The sequence below is a fragment of the Gammaproteobacteria bacterium genome, assembly GCA_022340215.1.
Classification (GTDB): domain Bacteria; phylum Pseudomonadota; class Gammaproteobacteria; order JAJDOJ01; family JAJDOJ01; genus JAJDOJ01.
The window spans coordinates 16,929-39,146 of the sequence record JAJDOJ010000229.1 but is presented as its reverse complement, the minus strand read 5'-3'; the positions used below and the strand labels follow the sequence as shown (position 1 = coordinate 39,146).

The 22,218-nt window shown below is 61.8% G+C and carries 21 protein-coding genes and 1 pseudogene; 17 read left to right on the top strand and 5 right to left on the bottom strand.

Going from position 1 to position 22,218, the window contains the following annotated elements:
* Positions 1 to 9: 9 nt before the first annotated feature.
* From LJE91_16100 to LJE91_16090, 3 genes and pseudogenes are all read left to right on the top strand, one after another.
* The gene (locus tag LJE91_16100; protein MCG6870191.1) at positions 10 to 765 is read left to right on the top strand and encodes a pteridine reductase; all 756 of its coding nucleotides are present in this window, start codon (positions 10 to 12) and stop codon (positions 763 to 765) included.
* Between the two features lie 70 nt (positions 766 to 835).
* Positions 836 to 1,831 (top strand): zinc-dependent alcohol dehydrogenase family protein, encoded by a 996-nt coding sequence (locus LJE91_16095; GenBank protein ID MCG6870190.1) that lies wholly within the window; start codon positions 836 to 838, stop codon positions 1,829 to 1,831.
* Positions 1,831 to 1,991: pseudogene (locus tag LJE91_16090) on the top strand (YbhB/YbcL family Raf kinase inhibitor-like protein). The gene LJE91_16095 and the pseudogene LJE91_16090 overlap by 1 nt, the downstream one beginning before the upstream one ends.
* Before the next feature lie 27 nt (positions 1,992 to 2,018).
* Here the strand turns inward: LJE91_16090 and LJE91_16085 are convergent.
* Complete coding sequence (locus tag LJE91_16085; protein MCG6870189.1) at positions 2,019 to 2,540, bottom strand: putative molybdenum carrier protein; 522 nt, start codon at positions 2,538 to 2,540, stop codon at positions 2,019 to 2,021.
* A gap of 233 nt (positions 2,541 to 2,773) precedes the next feature.
* Between LJE91_16085 and LJE91_16080 the strand changes: the two genes are divergently transcribed.
* Positions 2,774 to 3,793 (top strand): L,D-transpeptidase family protein, encoded by a 1,020-nt coding sequence (locus tag LJE91_16080; protein MCG6870188.1) that lies wholly within the window; start codon positions 2,774 to 2,776, stop codon positions 3,791 to 3,793.
* A gap of 165 nt (positions 3,794 to 3,958) precedes the next feature.
* Here LJE91_16080 and LJE91_16075 read toward each other — a convergent pair whose 3' ends face one another.
* The 3 genes from LJE91_16075 to adk all read right to left on the bottom strand — a co-directional run bounded on the left by LJE91_16075 (position 3,959) and on the right by adk (position 5,847).
* Entirely contained in the window at positions 3,959 to 4,246 is a 288-nt protein-coding gene (locus tag LJE91_16075) for a hypothetical protein (GenBank protein MCG6870187.1), read from the bottom strand.
* Between the two features lie 133 nt (positions 4,247 to 4,379).
* Positions 4,380 to 4,745 carry a DUF3301 domain-containing protein gene (locus LJE91_16070; GenBank protein ID MCG6870186.1) on the bottom strand — a complete coding sequence of 122 codons (366 nt, stop codon included), beginning with the start codon at positions 4,743 to 4,745 and terminating at the stop codon, positions 4,380 to 4,382.
* Positions 4,746 to 5,193: 448 nt separating this feature from the next.
* Entirely contained in the window at positions 5,194 to 5,847 is a 654-nt protein-coding gene (adk, locus tag LJE91_16065; GenBank protein MCG6870185.1) for an adenylate kinase, read from the bottom strand.
* A gap of 209 nt (positions 5,848 to 6,056) precedes the next feature.
* Here adk and LJE91_16060 point away from each other — a divergent pair, with 209 nt between their 5' ends.
* From LJE91_16060 to LJE91_16020, 9 genes are all read left to right on the top strand, one after another.
* The gene (locus LJE91_16060) at positions 6,057 to 6,413 is read left to right on the top strand and encodes a hypothetical protein (GenBank protein ID MCG6870184.1); all 357 of its coding nucleotides are present in this window, start codon (positions 6,057 to 6,059) and stop codon (positions 6,411 to 6,413) included.
* Between the two features lie 62 nt (positions 6,414 to 6,475).
* Positions 6,476 to 7,741, top strand: coding sequence for a 6-phosphofructokinase (locus tag LJE91_16055; GenBank protein ID MCG6870183.1), 1,266 nt, complete (start codon positions 6,476 to 6,478; stop codon positions 7,739 to 7,741).
* 79 nt (positions 7,742 to 7,820) lie between these two features.
* Positions 7,821 to 8,018 carry a hypothetical protein gene (locus tag LJE91_16050; protein MCG6870182.1) on the top strand — a complete coding sequence of 66 codons (198 nt, stop codon included), beginning with the start codon at positions 7,821 to 7,823 and terminating at the stop codon, positions 8,016 to 8,018.
* 296 nt (positions 8,019 to 8,314) lie between these two features.
* A complete protein-coding gene (locus tag LJE91_16045; protein MCG6870181.1) occupies positions 8,315 to 9,730 on the top strand; it encodes a DegQ family serine endoprotease in 1,416 nt (471 codons plus the stop codon).
* 191 nt (positions 9,731 to 9,921) lie between these two features.
* A complete protein-coding gene (locus LJE91_16040) occupies positions 9,922 to 10,776 on the top strand; it encodes a DUF3025 domain-containing protein (protein MCG6870180.1) in 855 nt (284 codons plus the stop codon).
* Between the two features lie 384 nt (positions 10,777 to 11,160).
* On the top strand, positions 11,161 to 13,152 hold the full coding sequence (locus tag LJE91_16035; protein ID MCG6870179.1) for an AAA family ATPase: 1,992 nt from the start codon (positions 11,161 to 11,163) through the stop codon (positions 13,150 to 13,152).
* A 289-nt stretch (positions 13,153 to 13,441) separates the two neighbouring features.
* Positions 13,442 to 14,203: a protein-L-isoaspartate(D-aspartate) O-methyltransferase gene (locus LJE91_16030; protein ID MCG6870178.1), complete on the top strand. Its 762-nt coding sequence runs from the start codon at positions 13,442 to 13,444 to the stop codon at positions 14,201 to 14,203.
* 70 nt (positions 14,204 to 14,273) lie between these two features.
* Positions 14,274 to 16,778, top strand: a complete 2,505-nt coding sequence (locus LJE91_16025) for an SAM-dependent methyltransferase (protein ID MCG6870177.1) — start codon at positions 14,274 to 14,276, stop codon at positions 16,776 to 16,778.
* A 110-nt stretch (positions 16,779 to 16,888) separates the two neighbouring features.
* Positions 16,889 to 17,356 carry a universal stress protein gene (locus tag LJE91_16020; GenBank protein MCG6870176.1) on the top strand — a complete coding sequence of 156 codons (468 nt, stop codon included), beginning with the start codon at positions 16,889 to 16,891 and terminating at the stop codon, positions 17,354 to 17,356.
* A gap of 94 nt (positions 17,357 to 17,450) precedes the next feature.
* On the opposite strand, the gene LJE91_16015 is transcribed toward LJE91_16020, so the two are convergent.
* Positions 17,451 to 17,882 carry a CBS domain-containing protein gene (locus LJE91_16015; GenBank protein MCG6870175.1) on the bottom strand — a complete coding sequence of 144 codons (432 nt, stop codon included), beginning with the start codon at positions 17,880 to 17,882 and terminating at the stop codon, positions 17,451 to 17,453.
* A gap of 414 nt (positions 17,883 to 18,296) precedes the next feature.
* Between LJE91_16015 and LJE91_16010 the strand changes: the two genes are divergently transcribed.
* The 4 genes from LJE91_16010 (at position 18,297) to minD (ending at position 22,212) form a co-directional block, all read left to right on the top strand.
* Positions 18,297 to 19,664 (top strand): sigma-54 dependent transcriptional regulator, encoded by a 1,368-nt coding sequence (locus tag LJE91_16010; protein ID MCG6870174.1) that lies wholly within the window; start codon positions 18,297 to 18,299, stop codon positions 19,662 to 19,664.
* Positions 19,665 to 19,858: 194 nt separating this feature from the next.
* Positions 19,859 to 20,437 carry a sigma-70 family RNA polymerase sigma factor gene (locus LJE91_16005; GenBank protein ID MCG6870173.1) on the top strand — a complete coding sequence of 193 codons (579 nt, stop codon included), beginning with the start codon at positions 19,859 to 19,861 and terminating at the stop codon, positions 20,435 to 20,437.
* Positions 20,421 to 20,870 carry a response regulator gene (locus LJE91_16000; protein ID MCG6870172.1) on the top strand — a complete coding sequence of 150 codons (450 nt, stop codon included), beginning with the start codon at positions 20,421 to 20,423 and terminating at the stop codon, positions 20,868 to 20,870. The genes LJE91_16005 and LJE91_16000 overlap by 17 nt, the downstream gene beginning before the upstream one ends.
* Before the next feature lie 532 nt (positions 20,871 to 21,402).
* Positions 21,403 to 22,212 carry a septum site-determining protein MinD gene (minD, locus tag LJE91_15995; protein MCG6870171.1) on the top strand — a complete coding sequence of 270 codons (810 nt, stop codon included), beginning with the start codon at positions 21,403 to 21,405 and terminating at the stop codon, positions 22,210 to 22,212.
* Positions 22,213 to 22,218: the final 6 nt, after the last annotated feature.

The window sequence follows — 22,218 nt, the reverse complement described above, 5'->3', positions numbered from 1 at the left end:
GCAAAGGCGATGCAGAATACAACACCGGATCAACCCGGGAAAACAGCACTGATCACCGGGGCGGCCCGGCGGGTGGGCGCGGTCATCGCGCGTGCCCTGCACACCGAGGGAATGAACGTCGTGATCCACTACCGTAGTTCACGGGACGACGCACTGCGACTGCGCGATACCCTTGAGACAGCACGCCCGGATTCCGTCGACCTGCTGCAGGCCGACCTGCTCGACACCGGCTCCCTGCCCGACCTCGCAGCCCAGGCCCACGGGCGCTGGGGCAGACTGGACGTGCTCGTCAACAATGCGTCCAGCTTCTACCCGACCCCCGTGGGAGAGATCACCGAGGTCGACTGGGACGTACTGACGGGCCCGAATCTCAAGGCCCCGCTGTTTCTCACTCAGGCCGCCGCGCCGTACCTGACGTCCAGCCGGGGATGTGTGATCAACATGGTCGACATTCACGCGGACCGACCGTTGAAGAACTACACCGTCTACAGCCTTGCCAAGGCCGGACTGGTATCGCTGACCCAATCGATGGCCCGCGAACTGGGTCCCGGTGTTCGGGTCAACGGAATCGCGCCGGGCGCGATCCTGTGGCCTGAGCGTGAAGACTACGCGGGCGCTCAACGGGATATCATCGAACGCACGGCGCTGAAACGCCAGGGAGAGTCGGCCGACATCGCCCGTACGGCGCTGTTTCTGATCAGGGACTCGGCCTATATCACCGGACAGATCATCACCGTCGACGGCGGACGCACCCTGTCCAACTGATCAACTCCGGCCACCGGCCAATAGATGCGAGTGAGCGCTAACCCCAACAATTAAGGAGTAAATCGAAGCCATGAAAGCCGTCGTCATGACCGCCGCCGGCGGTCCCGAAGTCCTTGAATTCCGAGATATCCCGGAACCGGAAATCCTCAGCGATACGCAGATCAAGGTGCAGGTGAAGGCGGCGGGTGTCAACCCGGTGGACACCAAACTACGCTCGCGTGGGGTATTCTATCCCGACGCGCTGCCCGCGGTGCTGGGTTGCGACGGGGCCGGGGTCGTGGTCGACAGTGGTGCGGCGGTCAAGCGGTTCCGGGAAGGCGACGCGGTCTGGTTCTGCAACGGCGGGCTGGGGGGGGACCAGGGCAACTATGCCGAGTACACCGTCGTCGAGGAGAGCGTGGCCCAGTCCAAGCCGGTGTCCCTTTCCTTCGACGAGGCGGCGGCCGCGCCACTGGTGCTGATCACCGCCTGGGAGTCGCTGCACGACCGCACCCGCCTCGGCATGGGAAAGACGGTGTTGGTGCACGCGGGCGCCGGGGGTGTCGGTCACGTCGCCATCCAGCTCGCGAAATTCGCCGACTGTCCTGTGTGCACGACCGTGGGATCCGAGGAGAAGGCGGAGTTCGTCAAGTCCCTGGGTGCCGATGAGGCGATTCGATACCGGGAGCAGGATTTCGTAGAGGCCGTGAAGCACTGGACATCGGGTGCCGGCGTGGACATCGCCCTCGATACGATCGGCGGCAGGACCTTCGCCCGAACGTTGGCAGCCATGGCCTTCTATGGCGACCTCGTCACCATTCTTGCGCCGGGCCCGGATATCGACTGGCAGGAGGCCCGCCGTCGAAACCTGCGCATCGCCTTCGAACTGATGCTCACGCCCATGCTGGAGGCGCTCCCCGATGCGCGCCTTCACCACGGGGAGATCCTCGAATATTGCGCGCGTCTGTTCGAAAAGCAGGAAATGCGGATCCACGTGTCGCACCGATTTCCCCTGGAAGACGCCGCCGAAGCTCACCGCCTTGTCGAGGAGGGCCACGTCACGGGCAAAGTCGCGCTGATTATCTAACCAGAGAGGGGATCAACGACTGGAATCGAAAGGGTTACGGGGACCCTGCCCGCCGATCGGGCGCCACCGCTACTTCCACAAGCTCTATGCGCTCGTCACCGTATTGCCGGACCTGGACGCACCTACCCAGGAGACGCTGCTCGCGGCGATGGAAGGCCACCGACCGACACGACGACGCCCCCGCGAGTCAAGTGCCTTTACCACCCGCATTCGACGGCCTCCGGGCCAGAAACGCACCGATCACCGCTCGGGAGACCCGATGTGCCTCGGGCCAGTTGCTGGCCCGAGGCCCCGCCACGTTGAGGACGTGAATCGAACGGCCGGCGACGAAGTCGCTGAGCATATCCACCGCTCGGGCCTGCGAAAGCCGCGCCATATCGAGCAGCAGACAGATCTTGTCGAAGCGTCTGCAATACGCTGCCGTCAGCCGGGTCCCTCCCTCGAGCCTGCCGAAGTGCAATATGACCGTCGCGTCGCTGTCCCGTACATTCTGCTCGGTACGTCGGGAATAAACCGCCGATCGGTGCTCGCGCAAGGGATAGCGACCGGGGATGGGTCCATCCTCGGCCAGGCGCCCGCGCGGGCACCATCCACCCGCGGGAACACCCAGATCGAGCGCCGCGTCGAGTGCCCCCCGGTCGACACCGGTCTGGCCACCGGAGACGATCCGGATCGCCCGGACCTGGCCAGGTCCCCCGTTGCTCAGCAAGAGACCGTCCCGTCCGATCGCAGGGCATCCCCGGCCTTGGGCCTCCCGCGCGGGGTCAGCCGGTTCTCACCACGAGTTCGGCGCTGGTGGTCGCTCGGCGGAGGGGCTCCGCAGGGATTTGCGTCAGACTCCGCCAACTGCGGAACTCCGGGCGACCCATCGGGTCGATGAGGAAACCGATAGATTCCTGTAGACTTCGTGCTGCCGATCCCTGTAAACGGCCAACTCGCCCAATGAACCTGACACGCCTCCTCGCGATGCTGGGAGCTGCGATCCTCGCGTCACCGGACACCGAAGCCGCAACCTACCCGCTGCCGCCGGAGGGCGACAGCGTCATTGGACAGATACGCTATGTCCTTCCCGAATACGACGACACCTTCGTCGATCTGGCCTGGGAAAACAATGTGGGCTACCGTGAACTGCAACTCGCCAATCCTGGTATCGATCCCTGGATCCCAGGTGCGGACGCCCGTGTCGCGATTCCATCCAGCCATATCCTCCCGGATACACCGCGCGAGGGAATCGTTCTCAATGTGCCGGAGATGCGGCTGTATTACTACCCCAAGGCCGCGAAGGGAGAGCCGGCCAAGGTCATCACCTACCCGATCAGCATTGGCCGGCAGGACTGGCGAACCCCGCTCGGACTGACCCGGTTGATCAGGAAGGACAGGAATCCCGCCTGGTATCCTCCAGAATCGATCCGTGCCGAACACGAAGCCCGGGGCGACCCTCTGGAAGAGGTGGTTCCCCCCGGACCCGACAACCCCCTCGGCACCCGTGCACTGCGCCTTGGCATCCCCGGATACCTCCTGCATGGCACCAACAAACCCGCCGGGATCGGCATGCAGGTCACCCACGGCTGCATTCGGCTTTTCCCCGAGGACATCGAGAACCTGTACGAGCAGGTCGCGGTGGGGACACCGGTGCGGATCGTGGACCAGCCCTACAAGACCGGATGGCACAATGGGGAACTCTATCTCGAGGTTCACCCTCCTCTGGACCGTGAAGAAGGCGGCGCGAAGGACCTGACACCGATCGTCAGGCACCTCGAGGAAACTGCCGAATTAGAGGGAATCAAACTGGACTGGGCCCTGGCTAGAAACCTCGCGAGCAACCCGAACGGACTCCCCGTAGCGGTTTCCCTTTCGAACACCGCCGGCGGCGGGGCGTCTCCGAATGGGCTGAGCACCGTACAGACGGCGACGCGGGACGACGAGCCGACCGAAGACACCGTCAGCCCGGAAATTTTCTGAACATCAAGGCACCCGCAGGGATCTCAACTGAAGTGGATCAGGCGGGGCATCAGAGAGACTGCCTCCCCGGCGGAAGACCAGTGATGCCATCTGGGAAGCTACGGCGAATCAGGCCTCCCAACCGGGGGCGTCTAGGATTTCGTCAGCGAAGCGTTCGACGAACGCTTACTTGCGCTGTGACTCCTCGAACATCCGGTCCATCTTCTCGTTGGTGCCGACGCAGCAGACCGCCGACTCTTCGGCGGCCGCCTTCGCATCCTCGGCGATCGCCATGGCCCCCGCCGCCTCGTCGTTGGCTGTCCTGGCGTCCTCGCTCGCGGCATTTGCCGTGGCCTCAACCTCGCTGAGATGTTGCTTGACCTTTTCAAGTTGCTGACTGGTCGCACATCCGGACAGACCCAACACCAATGCCACACCGGCAGTGGTCAGAATCTTGCTCGCTGAAACTTTCATTTGTTATAGCCCCTGTTGACTCGATTAAGATGCCAAAATTCGTAAAAAACTTACGTGAAGACTCGCCACAACAGCGATCCGAGTGCAAGTATAAAAGTTTTTCCAGGGGCGAGCAAAAGACAGCATGGCCGATCTACCGGGGAGGTTCGGGAGGGTCGTTCCGATCGTTTTTGGCCCGGGAATCCATCACGACGGGACCATCGGGGTGTTCGATATGGACGTACTCGACGAACCGTGCCAGAACGATGGCGACGCCATGCCAGCGATCGGCGCCATTGAGGCTGTACTCGAACACATAGAACCTGCGCAATCGCACCCGTCCGTTCCGATCCCGGCCCAGCCTCATTCGGCCGAGCCGAACCGTCTGGTCCAGCAACTGGATGTCCATATCCCGGCAGATTCTGGCCACGCGATCGAGCGCGGTCTCCCGTGCATGGAGGCTATCGACCCAGAACCAGGTCAGCAGTGCGATCGCCAGCAGCCCGAAACCGGTGCTCATTACCCGCGACAGTCCTTTAATGAATATCCAGATATTTTCCGAATCAACCGGAAACCCACCGCGTTTCAGCGCGGAGAACTGCCTCACGGGGCCCCATAAGGACCACTGCGTCCCCTGATCGCAGTACGAGTCCCTCACTCGGATCGTCGCCTCTGACAGAACCACGACGCAAGGCGCTTATCCGCGCTCCGGTCCGGTCCAGGTCCAGTTCGCCGCGCGCGGCCCACCTCGCGAGCGCCCTTCTGCAACACGAAGGTATGCCGTTGAATGAAGGAGCGTTCCGTTGCGGAGCTGCAAAATTCAGAACATCGGGGCCCGACAGGGCTGCCGCTGAGGGTCGCCGCAAATGCACTGTGCAATAGAGCGGGCCATTTCCCTGTTCCGCAACGAAAGAACCCCCGACCATTCGAGTCAGGGGTTCGTCGATTCCGCTGTATCCGGAACCGGATCAACCGAGGCCCGCGAAGATCTTGTCCCGAATCTCGTCGACCTTGCCGATACCGTCGATCTTGATGTATCTCGGGGCATCGGCCTCACCGCTGGCCGCCCAGTCCGAGTAGTAGCGCACCAGGGGCTCGGTCTGGTCGTGGTATATCGCGAGACGCTTTCGTACCGTCTCTTCCTGATCGTCGTCGCGCTGGATCAGGTCATCGCCCGTCTCGTCGTCCTTGCCTTCCACGCGCGGCGGGTTGAAAACCACGTGATAGGTCCGCCCCGAAGACAGGTGCACGCGCCGCCCGCTCATCCGCTTGACGATCTCCTCGTCGTCGACATCGATCTCGACCACCGAATCAATCGGCACGCCATCGGTCTTGAGCGCCTCGGCCTGCGCCAGGGTGCGCGGAAACCCATCGAACAGGAACCCGTTGGCGCAGTCGGGTTCAGCGATGCGTTCCTTCACCATACCGAGGATGATTTCGTCCGAGACCAGGCCACCCTCGTCCATGATCTTCTTCGCCGCCTTGCCGAGTTCGGTACCCTGCTTGACGTGCCCTCGCAACATGTCCCCTGTGGATATCTGGGGAATATCGTACTTCTCCTTGATGTAATTGGCTTGAGTGCCCTTACCCGCACCCGGGCCGCCCAGCAGAATGACGCGCATGTCAAATCTCCGTCAGTGTGAAAACTGCTGCGGGATTCTGCCACACTCCCAACCTCTATCACAGTCCGTGGCACCGCAGGTGAGCGGGAATCGTGCCGAGACCGGGTGCCGCGGCAAGCGGCGCGCCGTTACAGCCAAGTGGCATGACAAAGGGCTTTTACGGTATTCTCGGGCGTTCCGCAAATTCAGCTGTTACGGCCCCGACCTTAATGAAGGCAATTCCGGATTTCACAGAAACCGAACGCTGGACCATCCAGACAACCGTCGACGAGCGCTGGGGCAAGGGCAACACCGAAATCCTGGTAGCGGACGTCGATATCAAGCTGAAGCCGGGCGACCCGGGGCTCACCAGTTGTCCTGCCATGTTCTGGAACGTCGGGCAGTGGAACTTCGTCGTGCTCAAATCGGCGGACAATCGCTACCGCTGCCGGTTCTTCAGAAGGGAGGACCTGGAGCAGATGGGCACGGGGATCGACGAATACGACGATATCGCCGAGTGCGTGGTCACCTTGCTGCAGACCCAGGCGGACTGCGCAAGATCGCTGGACCAGGGGTTCCCCGGCTAGGCTTCGGGGGCAGCGCCACTCGACAAACACTCAAAGTCTTTAAAGTCTTTAGGGAGACAAGCATGTCCAAGAAGAACGCCTTTTACGCCCAATCCGGGGGGGTCACCGCCGTCATCAACGCGTCGGCCTGTGGCGTGATCGAAACCGCCCGAGATCACAAGGACAGGATTGGCAAGGTCTATGCGGGCCGCAACGGCATCATCGGTGCACTGGCTGAGGACCTGATCGACACCAGCAAGGAATCGAAACGCGCCATCGCGGCGCTCCGTCATACACCATCGGGCGCGTTCGGATCCTGCCGCTACAAACTGAAGAGTCTGGAAGAGAACCACGCGGAGTACGAACGCCTGATCGAGGTATTCGAGACACACAATATCGGATACTTCTTCTATAACGGTGGTGGTGACTCGGCCGATACCTGCCTCAAGGTGTCACAACTGTCCAAGAGTATGGGCTATCCGATACAGGCGATCCACGTCCCCAAGACTGTCGACAACGATCTCCCGATCACGGACAACTGCCCCGGTTTCGGATCCGTCGCCAAGTACATCGCTGTCTCCACCCGCGAGGCCAGTTTCGATGTCGCATCGATGGCCAAGACCTCCACCAAGGTCTTCGTCCTCGAGGTGATGGGGCGTCACGCCGGCTGGATCGCGGCCGCAGGCGGCCTGGCCTCGGACGAGCATACCGAGATCCCGATCATCATCCTGTTTCCCGAAGTCACCTTCGACAAGGACAAGTTTCTCGCCCGCGCGAAGGAGCTGGTCGAGAAGTTCGGATACGTCACTGTCGTCGTCTCCGAGGGCGCCCGCTGGCCGGACGGCAGTTTCCTCGCCGAGGCGGGAACCCGCGATGCGTTCGGTCACGCCCAGCTCGGCGGGGCCGCTCCCGTGGTGGCCGGTATGGTCAAGGACGCGCTCGGCTATAAGTATCACTGGGCCGTGGCCGACTACCTGCAGCGCGCGGCCCGCCATATCGCCTCGAAATCGGACGTCGACCAAGCCTACGAAGTCGGCAGGGTGGCGGTCAAGTATGCCCTCAAGGGCAAGAACTCTGTCATGCCCGCGATCGTCCGCACCTCCGACAAGCCCTATCGCTGGAAGATCGGCCAGGCCGATCTTTCCAAGGTCGCCAACAAAGAGAAGATGATGCCGGCAGGTTTCATCAGCCAGGATGGATTCGGGATCACGGCGAAGTGCCGCAGCTATCTGGAGCCGTTGATCAAGGGCGAGGCCTATCCGCCCTACAAAAACGGCCTACCGCAGTATGTTCGACTGAAGAATGTCGCCGTGCCGCGCAAGCTGGACGATTTCGACGTCAAGCCCTGATCTATCGCCATCGGGAGCGGGACCGTTTCCCACTCCCGGGACACTCCGATTTACACTTCAACTAGCTGTCGTACCGCCAATGACATTGGACAAGGCAAGAGAACTGCTGGCGAACCAGGTCAAGGTTGCCGGCGGCTATACCCGCAACGGCGCAAAACTGGTCCTGGCCGAGGTTCAGAAAGAGCACGGCCAGGACACCGTCGACGAGCTTATCCGGGAATTCGACCTGGAAAACCTGTTCGGTTTCAAGCCCGGCAGCAAGTTCCGGGGTTTCTGACTATCCGGCCACGTGCCGGAGCAATGCGGGCAACATTCGTCTGGGCCGAAGCGGCTAGAGAACGGACCCTCCGTTCCGAAACCTGTCCAGGGCCCAACCAACCGCAGCTCCCTCCATCGTATCTGCACCGGTGATTCCCGATGTTACAGGCCATTTGTCCGCAGAGCCGAAGATTAAATCTTGGTAATGTTGCGGAGCAATTCAGAACTCCCCGTCGGCCCACCCTGTCTATACGGGGTACTGCGGGCATTGCAGCCGAAGCAAACCTAAAATTTTATTTCTTCCAGGAGTCAACTATGAAACGAAGAGGGCCCTTGCAGATCGTCTGGGTGCTTTTTTTGATGCTGGCCGTGGGGACCGCGCAGGCTGCGCTTCCCGAATTCACGGGACTGGTGCAAAAAAACAGTCCGGCCGTGGTCAATATCCGTACGGTCCAGGTCGCCGAGAACAGCCGGACCAGTATCGGACCGGAGATGCTCCCGGACCTGCCGGACGGCAGCCCGTTCAACGATTTCTTCAATCGCTTCTTCGAAGCCCAGCCCGAGATTCCGCAAGAACACAGGGCGCGCGGCGTCGGTTCGGGTTTCATCATCTCCTCGGATGGCGAGATCCTCACCAACGCCCATGTCGTCAAGGATTCCGACGAGATTATCGTTCGGCTGTCGGACGAGCGGGAGCTGCCAGCAAAGGTGCTCGGTATCGATGAGAGAACCGACGTAGCGCTGATCAAGGTGGATGCCGACAACCTGCCGGTGGTCAAGATCGGTAACTCCGACGACCTGGCGGTCGGCGAGTGGGTCCTCGCCATCGGATCGCCGTTCGGCTTCGAGCACACCGCAACCCAGGGTATCGTCAGCGCCATCGGGCGCAATCTCCCCAGCGAAACCTACGTCCCCTTCATCCAGACCGACGTGGCGGTCAACCCCGGCAACTCGGGCGGCCCGCTGTTCAACACTGAAGGAAAGGTCGTGGGGGTGAACTCGCAGATCTTCAGCCGATCAGGCGGATACATGGGCCTTTCCTTCGCCATCCCGATCAACGTGGCCATGAACATCTCCGGACAGTTGAAGGAGCATGGACACGTCAGCAGGGGCTGGCTGGGGGTCACTATCCAGCCAGTGACTCGCGAACTGGCGGAATCGTTCGGGTTGGATCGTCCCCGGGGGGCGCTCATCGCCGAGGTCAGCGACGGCAGCCCGGCCGACAAGGCGGGCCTGAAGCGCGGCGACATTATACTCGAGTACGATGGTCGCGCCGTCAGCGAGTCGGCAAAGCTTCCACCGATGGTGGGTAGCACCAAAGTCGAGAGCAAGGTGCGGGTCAAGATCCTGCGCGGCGGTAGCGAGAAGACGATGCGCGTCCGCATCCGTCCCCTGGAGGACCCGGATCAGGTGGCCACCGCAAGCCCGCAAGGAGAAAAGGGCAGAATGGACAAGATGGAGATGTCCGTTGCAGCACTCGGCCAGGAAGAGCGCAAGAACCTCGGTCTCAAGCGCGGAGGTGTCAGGGTCACCAGTGTGGCGTCGGGTCCGGCGGCGCGGGCGGGTATCCGTCCGGGTGACGTCATCCTGAGCATCAACAACAAACCCATCGAAGGAGTGGGTGACCTGAAAGGCAGTCTGGACTCCCTGCCCGACGGCAAGCCGGTCCCCGTCCTTGTCCAGCGGGACAGCAACGCCATCTTTCTGGCACTGACGGTCCCCAAGGCCTAATTCTCCGGTGCAGGCGCGGAGGGGCGGCGCCGAAACGGCCCGCCCCTCCGCGACCGGCAGCCCTTCTTGTCAGGTATCATGGTAAAGAAATCCAGGCGGGGACGCGGCGCCGTCTGGGGAACCTGCGCAGTGAAAATCCTCTCATTGCCCCATCCGAAGGACTCGGGCGCGGCAATCCCGCAAAGGCGCAGGTGACCGCCTCCAACCAGTGGCGTTCGGACTGGGCGGACTCGAGTCCGATGTTTGAGGACCTGCGCGAACTGGCCGGGCGGACCGCTTGGTCGGACTGGCCTGATTGCGGCGAACTGAACGCGCTGCTGGCAGACCGGGTGAGCACAGCAACCGGTAAAAACATTCGCTTTTCACCGCAAGACCACACCCTGCCGCTACCCGGGATGTCCTATGAAGAGCGCATCTTCCACACAGGCGTCGTCAGCACCCGGTGTGGAAACTGGCACGACCTGTTCAACGCCCTGATGTGGGTGCAGTGGCCGGGGCTGAAGGCGGCGATGAACGCTGCGCACTGTCGGGGACCGGCGCCCGGCAAGGGAACCAACCGGTCCCGCTTACGGGACGCCATTACCCTCCTCGACGAATCCGGCCTCGTTGTGGCGGCCAGTGATCGCGCACATCTCGAAGCGCTGCGCGAGCACCAGTGGAAGACGCTGTTGTTCTGGGACCGCGGGCAGTGGAATCGTTCCATTCGCACCTTCATCGTCGGACATGCGCTGTACGAGAAGGCGCTGAAGCCCTACCCTGGCATGACCGGACGCAGCCTGCTGGTCCAGGTCGACCCGGATTTTTTCTCCCTCGAACCGAAACTCCGGTACGAGGTCCTGGATCGACACGCCGCAAGTCTGCTGACCGGCTCGCCCGTACCGAAAACACCCCGCGAACTCGGCGTCCTGCCGCTATTTGGCGTTCCGGGATGGAACTCGAACAAACCGGATGAGGCGTTCTACGAGGATCCCTGGGTCTTCCGCCCCAGGGAGAACCCGGCCCGTTCACCGGGTCCGATCATTACGAGGTGCGCACTGACTGCATAGCTTTCGCGAACCGGCGCACAGGACCAGCCACGGACGACCGAACCCACCTGTGACCGGTGCCTACGACTCGACTTTTTATATTATAATGTTCTAATATATGGCTGGCTCACCAGGCGGCGGCAACCGTACCCGAGTCGACGGCGGGTGGCAGGTAGGTTCCGCCGAACGTCTCAGGAAGATCTCGGGACGACATCCTCGAGTTGCGGCAGTTCGGCGCGGACTCCTCTTTCGCCCATAGCGACAGAACTCTCAGAAAGGCCAGGGGATTACGTATATTGTATCGTAAGGAAAGCTGGGCGGAACCCCGGGGATTGACGAGAAGATCACCGGTCGAACTGCCTCGCGAGCGGATACCTACAGACTACACCCATCGGCAAGAGCGATATGTACGAAGCATTCTACAAGTTGCGCGCGGACCCCTTCATGATGAGCCCTGATCACCGGTTCTCGTATCCGCACCGCAGCTACACAAAGGCTCGCAGCCACCTCGAATACGGATTGCTGCGAGGTGAAGGGCTGGTCGTCGTTACCGGCGCCCCCGGCATGGGCAAATCCACGGTGATCAGCGATGTTCTGGAGCAGTACTCCAGACAGCACAACATTCAGGTTGCGCGCCTGCAGACTACGCAACTGGAAACCAACGAACTGCTGCGAATGGTGGCCTATTCCTTCGGGATCAACGCCGATCGAATGGACAAACCCACGGCGCTCAACCGGATCGAGGAATACCTGCACCAGCAGTATGACGCGCGTCGCAGAGTCCTGCTGATCATCGACGAAGCGCAGCACCTCACCGAGGGTTCGCTGGAGGAGCTTCGGTTACTGACCAACATTCAGCGCGACAGCAATCAACGCTTCCAGATCTTCCTCCTTGGGCAACCGCAGTTGCAGAGTCTCGTGAGAGGGCCTTCGATGGAGCAGTTGCGACAGAGGATCGTCGCAATCAGCAACTTCGAGCCGCTGGACGAGGAGGAGACCCGGGAGTTCATTCTCCACCGTCTCACTGTAGCCGGCTGGGAAGGCGATCCGGAGATCACTGGCGAGGCGGTGTCGCTCATTCACCGGTTCAGCGAGGGGATCCCCCGGCGGATCAATATGATCTGCAGCCGTTTGCTGCTCCACGGCGCGGTCGATGAAAAGCACCTGCTGGACGTGGATGATGTACGCGGCGTGCTGGACGAACTGCCCCTCGAGATGACGGAGGATTCGAACCGCAAAACCCACAACCCACCATTGAGAATACCGGGCAGGGGATCGAAGACGATCAAGAAATACGAGCGCTGGTACGCGGCCGCGCGCGGCGAGGCCTCGGGAAAACCGTCAGCGAAACCGACGATGTCCAGCACTGCCGAGAAACAACTAGAAACCGTGGCGCACGATGCCTTAAGTGACACGGATCTCGACGTGGACGAATTCGACACCGCACACCCGGAGACACGGAGTGTCGATGACGAAGTCGACTCGTTGGCGAATCTCCAGGACATCAAGGCGCCGGTGCATCTGAGGACGGTCGCAACGCGGGAAATCCCCGAGAGTCCCCAATATGATTCCCCGACCGTGTCCATGGACAGCACCCGGGTCCGAAACGAGACCGAACCCCGCATGTACTCCAGCGACGATGTCGCCGGGGATAATCAGCACATCGACGAATGGGAGCGGCTGAAAAGCTCCCAGTCTCGCGCCGCCATGCCGACATGGGTCGCGGCGGTGTTGCTGTTCGGTGTGATCTTCATCGGTACGCTTGCGGTGCTGTACTGGGTCAGCGGTGCGAACGGTACGGTACCGGACCGTGAGGTCAAGGGACTCGACATTCCGAAGAAACAACTGCTGCACGGTCACTCGGGCCCCGACCAGGGCGCACGGGAGACCTCTCCCCGGGTTGCCGCGATGGAGTCTACTCGCTCCGAGACGCCGGATTCGGGCGACGCACCCGGTGTCGCTCAGGTGAGCGGCAGGGCAGTCATCAGCGACGAGGTGGAACAGGCGCTCAAGACCCGTTCGATCAGCGTCGATCGTCTCTCTCAATCACTCAGAATCTCACTGAATTCCAACGCGCCCTTTAAGCAGGACAGTGCCCAACTGCTACCCCCGACGCGGCACTCCCTTGAAGAACTTGCCCGCGTACTGGGCCACTATAACGGGTTCACCGTCAACGTCGTCGCCTACTCCAACGACAGCGCTAAAACCGCCGGTGACGAGTCGCCCAGGCTCTCCCGCCTGCGTGCCAGGGTCATCGCTGACTACCTCATCGCCCACGGCCTGGAAGGATACCCAATGCGCACCGAGGGGCTCCCCGCGGACGTCAGGGTTGGTAGCCCGGGCAGCGCCGTCGCTGCTGATCAGGTGATCGACATCTACCTGACCCCGGTGGCGTAGTCCCGGCAGGGCCATCGGCGCCTCGCCGCAAACCGGCGTCCCTCTGTCCCCCAAGGATCGGGGTGGCGCTTAGCGATATCACCCTGTCAATGCCCCCGGGGGGGGCCAGCGAATCCGCTGACCTTCGCCACCGGCGGCGGCGTGCCCGTCGATCTCGCGCCTTCGTAGCCGCCAGGGGATTCCCGACGAGGATACCGCCTGCATTTGGAACTACACTTGTTTTGGAGGGGTCCCAAATCACATGCATCCCCTTCGACACCCGGGCAGAGGGACTGCAAGCGCGATCACAATGTTCATCCATTCGGCGATTCGAATCGGTGCTGTCGGTCTGGCGATGGCACTGCTCCCGGCCCAGGTATCCGGCAGGAACGACGAGGCGGAATTTGCACAGATGCGGCAGGAGATGGTCAGCGATCTCAAGCGCTATACGAGGCGCGTCGGAGACGAGTCGGGCTCGCCTACCCTCAGTGACGAGGTCTGGGCATCCATGGAGAAGGTACCCAGGCACCAGTTCGTACCAGACGACGAAAAGGACTACGCCTATGAAAACCGGCCCCTGCCCATCGGTTACGGTCAGACCATCTCACAGCCCTATATCGTGGCCCTGATGACCGACCTTGCCCAGGCGGACAAGGACGACATCGTGCTGGAAATCGGCACCGGATCAGGATATCAGGCGGCCGTGTTCTCGGAAATCGCAGCGCATGTCTACACGATGGAGATCGTGGAACCCCTGGCGGAAGCCGCTGCCCGAAGATTCGAGGACCTCGGTTACACCAATATCACGACACGTACCGGCGACGGCTACTACGGTTGGCCGGAGCACGCCCCCTACGATATCATCCTGGTCACAGCAGCTGCCACGGGTATTCCCCCGCCGCTGATCACGCAACTCAAGCCGGGAGGGCGAATGGTCATTCCGGTCGGGGAGGTCTTCTTCACGCAACAGCTCCTTGTGCTGCGCAAAGACGACCAGGGAAAGGTCACGACCCAGCACATACTGCCGGTACGATTCGTCCCGCTCACGGGCGATCACCGATCCCGGAGATGAGCGATGACCTGCCGGGACACCCCACCCGGCGGTACCGAATTGTCCAACTGACACCGGGACATCGGCCGCAATGCGAAACCGATCGACGCCCGCTGACGCCCCGGCCTGGCACCCGGGCGGCGATAGCGCCCGGCAAACGGCCCCTCACACAGATCTGTATCCCTGCATCGGACTGGTCTCGGCCGCGGCGCTGGCCTACGAGATCCTCCTGATGCGGCTTTTCTCTATCGCCCACTGGCACCATTTCGCCTACATCGTCATCAGCCTCGCCTTACTGGGCTATGGTCTCAGCGGCACCCTGATCACACTGGTCCGGGAGCGCTCGAAGATGCAGCCCGCGGTCTGGCTGCGGGGAAATGCCCTGCTGTTCGGCATCACGGCGTTGCCCTGCTATGTCCTGGCGATGCATGTGCCGTTCAACGGTCTGGAGATCGTGTGGAACCTCGATCAGATCGGCTGGTTGACGATCCTCTACACGCTCCTCGCGATACCGTTCTTGTGCGCCGCCAATTTCGTCGGCGCGGCGCTGACGATCTATGCCGACCGCGCGCCGCGGATCTACGGTTGGGACCTGGCCGGCGCTGGAATCGGTGTCATCGTCGTCGTCGCGATGGCCTGGTTTCCGCCGCAATGGTCCCTGAAAGGTGTCTCCATGGTTGGAATCGCCGCCGGCGCATACCTGTGGAGGCCGTGGAGGCCGGGAACGATCGTCGCCGGCCTGCTGCTGTGTGTCGCAGTCCTCCTCGTCCCCCAGGCATGGTTGAGTCCCGTGATATCGGAGTTCAAGTCCCTCCCCCGGACCCTGACCATCAGGGGCGCCAGAATCGTGCACGAATCGTTCTCGCCCTGGGGCATGCTCACCGCGGTCGAAAACCCCGATATCCCCTTCCGCCACGCACCCGGCCTGAGCCTGGTCACCACCGACGAACCGCCTCCCCAGGTGGCTGTGTTCACCGACGGGGACGCGATGACCACCATCACGCGGACTGGCGGGTCACAGGATTCCCTGCGTTATCTTGAGCAACTCCCCTCCGCCCTGCCCTACGCCCTGCTCGACGAACCCGATGTGCTGATACTGGGCGCGGGCGGCGGGACCGACGTCGTTCAGGCCCTCTACCACGGCGCCACGCGGGTCGACGCTGTTGAACTCAATCCCCAGTTGTCAGAACTGGTGCGTGTCGCTTACCGCGACTTCACCGCAGGGCTTTACGATCGATCGGATGTCAGCATTCACGACTCCGAGGCGCGAGCCTTCCTTCGCCGCAGCGAGCGGCGCTACAAGCTCATTCAGATCCCCCTCCTGGGTTCGTTCGGTTCCTCGAGTGCCGGGACTCGCGCGCTGGACGAGAACTACCTCTATACCGTGGAGGCGTTCGAAGACTTTCTCTCTCACCTGACCGATCACGGGATTATCGCTGTCACTCGCTGGCTCAAACTGCCGCCCCGGGACTCGCTGAAGTTGTTCGCCACGGCCCGCACCGCACTGGAGCATGACGGATCGTCGTCTGCGGAATCGCACCTGGCGATGATCCGGGGATGGCAGACCGTGACGCTGCTCGTCTCGCGACGACCCTGGCGAGCTCAGGATCTGGAACGTATCCGCCGGTTTGCGGAATCGCGACGCTTCGACCTGGCGTGGATTCCCGGCATGCGCCCCGAAGAGGCCAACCGTTACCACCTGATCTCCGGACCCTCCCTGCACGACGACCTGAGGACACTGCTGGGGGAAAATGCAGAAGCGTTCCTCGAGTCCTACAAGTTCGATATCTTGCCGCCGTCGGACGACCGCCCGTACTTCTCGAACTTCTTCCGCTGGCGGCTGCTGGGTGAACTGCTGGAACGACGAGAACAGGGCGCGCTCGTGCTTCTGGACTCGGGATACCTGGTAGTGGTCGCTGCCCTGGCGCAGGCCATACCGCTTGCCGTCGTCCTGATCCTTTTACCACTGCTGCTCCTGCGTCGCAGTCGCCGGCCCGCATCCGGTGGTGTCGGGACGGCCACGTATTTCCTGCTTCTCGGCCTTGCCTTCATGTTCATCGAGATGGCCTACCTGCAGCGCTTCGTCATGTACACGGGACATCCGGTATTCGCCGCGGCGATCGTGCTCGGCAGTTTTCTCGTGTTCGCGGGACTCGGGAGCGTGACCGTGTCGCGGCTTCAAGCCGCCGCGGCGCACCGCGGTCTCGACATCGTCGCGCCCGTAGCCTCAATTATCGCGTTGCTCGGACTGATTGATGCCGCCGTTCTGCCGTGGCTGTTTACGATGAGTGCAGGGGCCGCGTTCGGCGTCAGGCTGGCAGTCGGTGTCCTGGCCGTCTCACCCCTGGCGTTCGCCATGGGTATGCCGTTTTCACTGGGGCTATTGCGGCTCGAGCGGACTTCGCCCGAGTTCATCCCCTGGGCATGGGGTATCAACGGCTGCGCCTCGGTCCTGGGCAGTCTGACCGCGCCCCTGCTGGCGATTCACTTCGGATTCAGTACGGTCATCCTGATTGCGGCCACATTGTACCTGGGCACGGCCTTGATACCCTGGGGTCAGGGCAGCGCGGGACCGGCCGGGCACCTCGCGACCTGAACGACCTTTGCGGAACCCGACCCTGCGGCAATGCCGCCGCGAGCGGGTGACGGAAGGCCCGGGCGATTGTGCTAATCTTTACCCCAGAGCAAGGTACCGGTAAACAGTCAATGGACTCCATCAACACCATTCTCGCGCCCACCGACCTGTCGATATCCTCAGTGACGGGGGTGCGGTATGCGCTCGAGCTGGCGGCGACGGTGAAGGCAGACGTCATCGTTCTGTACATCGCCAGTTACGAGGACGAGTTTCCCTATCCGCTGGGTATCGGTGACGTCCCAGCTGCGTACGTCCCGCCGCAAAGTTTCGACGACTACATGAATGACAGCAGACAGGCGCTGGAGCGGTTCGTCGAGGAACATTTCAAGTTGTTGACGCGTAACCTGGACGTACGTCTCGAACTCGACGTCGGGAACGCGGACTCGCTGATCATCGAGAAGGCGGAGCAGCTTGGGGCGGACCTCATCGTCATGGCAACACACGGACGCCGTGGCCTCGAGCACATCCTCATCGGCAGCGTCACCGAACATGTGGTCCGCCGCGCCGGGTGTCCGGTACTCTCGGTTCGCGTCAAATAGTTCGCGGCCGGCAGCGGGTCGCTCTTCCACAGGGCTCGCGAACCGAGCCAGTCGGTCGGAATGACACCAATTGGGACATTCCGTTCCCTGCCGCTCAGGCGGAATTGATGTATTCCCTCAGCGCCTCGGCCTCTCGCTCGATTTCCGCGATTCGCGTCTTGACGGCGTCCCCGACACTGACGATGCCCTTCAACTCGCCACCCTCCAGGATGGGAACGTGACGCAGGCGCCTGCCCGTCATCATTGACATTGCCTTGAACATGGTGTCGTTCGGGGAACAGGTATGGAGTTCCCGCAGCATGAGGTCTTTGACGCGTTTGCGGAGCACCGACTCCCCGTAGGACGACAGACCGAAGATGATATCCCGCTCGGAAAGGACGCCGCTGATCCGCCCATTGGCGTTGGTGGCAACGACAGCACCGATCTTCTTTTCGACCAACTGATTCAGCGCGTCCGCGACACTGGCATCTTCCGCGATGGTGGCGACATAATCCCCTTTTTCGCGCAGTACCTGAGAAATCTTCATAGCCCGTCTCCCGTTCGTACGTTAAGGCGATTGCCGGAAAATGGCATACCAGATTGCGCCGGATTTTCGTTCGTCATCAAGGCGCGACAACAGGCGCATAGTCGAACTATGGAACGGTTGTCGCAACACAGGGGACGGACGAAAAGACAAGCTGGATGGTATGTCATTTGACAGAACTCGCCTAAGTATAGCCCCGGATGCGGGACCGATCCCGGATCAGCGGGGGTGCGATTACCTCACCCATTGGTCGACCAGGCGGGGATCTGGCCCACCGGGCCATGCCCAGCCCGCGGACGCCCTGGCGATCTCCAGGGGGCGGGACACCTGCAAACTTTGTCGCGGCGCAATCACTTATACTTTCACGTTGCTGCACGAGCGCCAGCCGATCCCCAATCCAGGAATCCCTTCAGGATCATGTCCAGCCCGGGTCATATCTTGATCATTGACGACGACGTCTCCCTGAACAAGATGCTCATATTGCATTTCGAGGACCAGGGTCACGAGGTTTCCAGTGCGCTCGATTGCGCCCAGGCCCTCGACAAGCTGGCCGAGCACGAACCCGACATCGTGCTCCTGGATCAACAGCTACCGGATGGCACCGGTCTGGACCTGATGCCCAGATTACTCGAACGAGATCCCGGACTCGCCGTCGTCATGATGACGGGCCAGTCCGACCTCGAGATAGCCATCGAGGCGATTTCACGCGGCGCGCTGGATTTCGTACACAAGCCACTCAAGACCGACGAGCTCAATCACGTTGCGAACCGGGCACTGGAGCAGCGCAGCATGGCCCGGCAGCTGGCTGCCGCCCGACAGGAACCGCAGGCCAGCCAATCGCCCGCACGCCTGATCGGTGGAAGCCAGGCGATGGTTGAGGTCAGCAAGGAGATCGCACGGGTATCCCCCACCGACGCGACGGTACTGATAACCGGGGAGAGCGGGACCGGCAAGGAGCTGGTCGCCAGGGCGATTCACGTGCACAGCAAACGAACCGGCCCGTTTGTCGCAGTCAACAGCGCGGCAATCGTCGATACACTGCTGGAGAGCGAGTTGTTCGGTCACGACAAGGGGGCGTTCACCGGCGCCACCTCGCGCAAGGAGGGTAAATTCGAACTCGCCCGGGACGGTACGCTGTTTCTGGACGAGATCGGGGACCTACCCCTGTCGATGCAGGCGAAGCTCCTGCGCGTGCTGCAGGAACACAGCTTCGAGCGCGTCGGCGGAAACCAGCAGATCACGACCAACGCACGCATCGTCACCGCAACCAACCGTAACCTCGATGAGGACGTCGCCCAGGGTCGATTCCGGCGCGACCTCCTGTACCGGCTGCGGGTCATCAATATCCAGATCCCGCCACTTCGCGAGCGGCGCGAGGACATTCCGGCGCTCACAGGCGCCCTGCTGGAGAAGATCGCGATCGCTCTGCACCACAGGCCCCTGACAGTCGAGGACACGGCGATGCGTGCGCTTGAGGACTATCACTGGCCCGGAAACGTCCGCGAACTGGATAACGTATTGACTCAGGCTGCCGTTCGCGCGGTCTCCCCCCTGCTCACCCTTGAGCTGATTGCCCCCGCGCTCGGAACCGCCCCCGAAATGCGCACCCCGCCGCAAAGCGAGGCCTACCCGCTGCTCAGCCTCGACGAAGTCGAGGCGAAACACATCCAGACCGTCCTGGACCACGTTTCCGGCCACAAGGGCAAGGCATGCGGAATCCTGGGCATATCCCGACCGGCACTCGATCGCAAGATTCAGAAATACCAGCTTCGCTTGAACAAGTAAGGTCCCGCCAACCGGTGTATCACGCCCCGGAATTGCAACGATTCGTTACGATTCAGTCATACGGGTTAACGATCCGTACTGACTCCCACTGAAACTGATATCTATAACGCATTGTTTTATCGAAAAACATAGCCCTGGCACGTTCCGTGTATTACCAGATTGGCAAGCACCACTTTTCGCAGAAGGAGAACCTCATGCTGGCCATTCAATCCACCCGGAACAACGCCGTATCGACACCGGAGCGCGGGACCGATTCACGCACCGATCGCTTTAACTCGCTGGTCGAACTGCACGCTTCCTACCTCTACCGCTACGCTTACTGGAAGTGCCAGAACCGTGCCCTGGCCGACGATCTGGTCCAGGAGACCTTCCTCAGGGCATGGCGGCACCTGGACCAATTGAAAGGCCCTGAAACGGCCAGAAGCTGGCTCACCACGATCGTGCGCCGTGAGTTCGCCCGGCTCTTCGAACGCGCCAGGGTGGATATCGATCCCGAGGCCTCCCCCGACAATGTCGCCGCGGCGATGGACCACGACACGCGTCCCGAGGCCTTCGCGCTGCGTCAGGGCCTGCGGGAATTGCCCGAGAAGTATCGCGAGCCGCTGCTGCTGCAGGTGCTCGGTGGATTCAGCCTCGTGGAGATCGCCGACATCGTGGGAATTTCGACCAGCGCGGCGACCACAAGGTTGTTCCGGGCGCGCGAGAAGATGCGTCAGATCCTGACCATTGAAGAGCCCGGTGAACACATTGACGTCAATGCATTCCGCAGTTGACGAATCGACCGTGGGCAGCACCCGGGCGAGACGCGGCACGGCCGATATGGGAACGACTCGCGAGGGCGGGCGCCTGCTGATCGTCGACGATGACGCTTCACTGACCGCCATGCTGGCCCTGCACCTGGTGGATCGCGGATACGAGGTGACCCGGGCCGACTGTTACACCCGGGCCAGACAGCTGTTCAAGCCGGGCGCGTTCGATGCCGCCCTCCTTGACTACCGGCTGCCTGACGGCTCGGGCCTGGAACTCGCACTGGAACTGCGAGCTGCGGATCCGCGGATCAGGCTCATTCTGATGAGCGGCAGCACGGAAAACGGGCTGGCCCGCCGTGTCGCACGGTGTGGTATCCAGAGCTTTCTCGGCAAACCCTTCCCGACGTCCGAACTCGATGTTGCGCTGGGCGACCGATGGCCCGCACCGCGCCTGTGAGCCGCAGAAACCATCCGGTCTACCCCCCCGGCATCCCCCGCGACAGATCGGACTGACGCCCCGAACCCCACGCGTGTCAATGTACAAATCAACGGAATAAACCCCATAGCCAATCGGAAAATCCTGTAGCATAATCGCGATACGGCTGACGACCCGTCCCGGAAAAACTAATAACTGAGACTCTCCCGAACCTGACGCATGCACAATCCGTGAATCGTTGCGCGGGCCGCCTGGACTACGCACGCGCGGAACTCGTAGGAACCGCTGTCCCACGTTCGAGAGGTGTGGCCTGTACGGTCAATGCACGGACGCGTTGGTCCTGTTTACAAGGGATCGTGGAAACGTTCGATCCGTGTCGCCGGCTGTCATACCAAGGGGGGGCATTTCGATTCCAGAAAAGGTTTTCCAACCCCGGCTCTCGGTGACCCCCGGCTTCTGCCTCGCGAGGCCGCGGAGCGCAATTCGCGTTGCGTTCCGCGCGCGGTTCGTTCATGCAATCGGGCGAATCTATCTGTTATAAGGAGAACTGACCTTGAGCAAAATCATCGTTGTCACCTCCGGCAAGGGGGGTGTGGGAAAGACGACTACCGCCGCGGCGATAGCGACTGGCCTGGCACAGAAAGGCCATATGACCGCGGTCATCGATTTCGACGTCGGGCTGCGAAATCTCGACCTGATTCTCGGCTGCGAACGCCGGGTGGTCTACGACTTCGTCAACATCATCAAGGACGAGGCCCGGTTGAGTCAGGCGCTCATCAAGGACAAGCGCACCGATAACCTGTACATACTCCCGGCCTCACAGACACGCGACAAGGAAGCGCTGACCCACGAAGGTGTGGAATCCGTGCTGAACGACCTGCAGGAACAGGGATTCGACTACATCGTCTGCGACTCACCCGCAGGGATCGAGCACGGCGCGTTGATGGCGCTGTACTTCGCGGACGAGGCATTTGTCGTCTCGAACCCCGAGGTCTCTTCCGTACGCGACTCCGACCGGATTCTCGGTATCCTGCAAAGCCGCTCCAGGCGGGCCGAGAATGGTGGTGAACCGGTCAAGGAGCACCTGATCCTGACCCGGTACGACCCGCAACGTGTCGACAACGGGGACATGCTTTCGGTGGACGATATCCTGGAGATTCTCGCCGTTCCGCTACTCGGCGTGGTGCCGGAATCGAAGAGCGTACTACAGTCCTCAAACTCGGGGGTCCCCATCATCCTGGATGAGCTCAGCCCGGCGGGTCAGGCATATCAAGACATCGTTTCGAGGTTCCTGGGTGAGGACCTGCCTCATCGCTTCATGCGCGTCGAGAAAAAGCCACTACTGAGAAGACTGTTCGGGTGACACGAT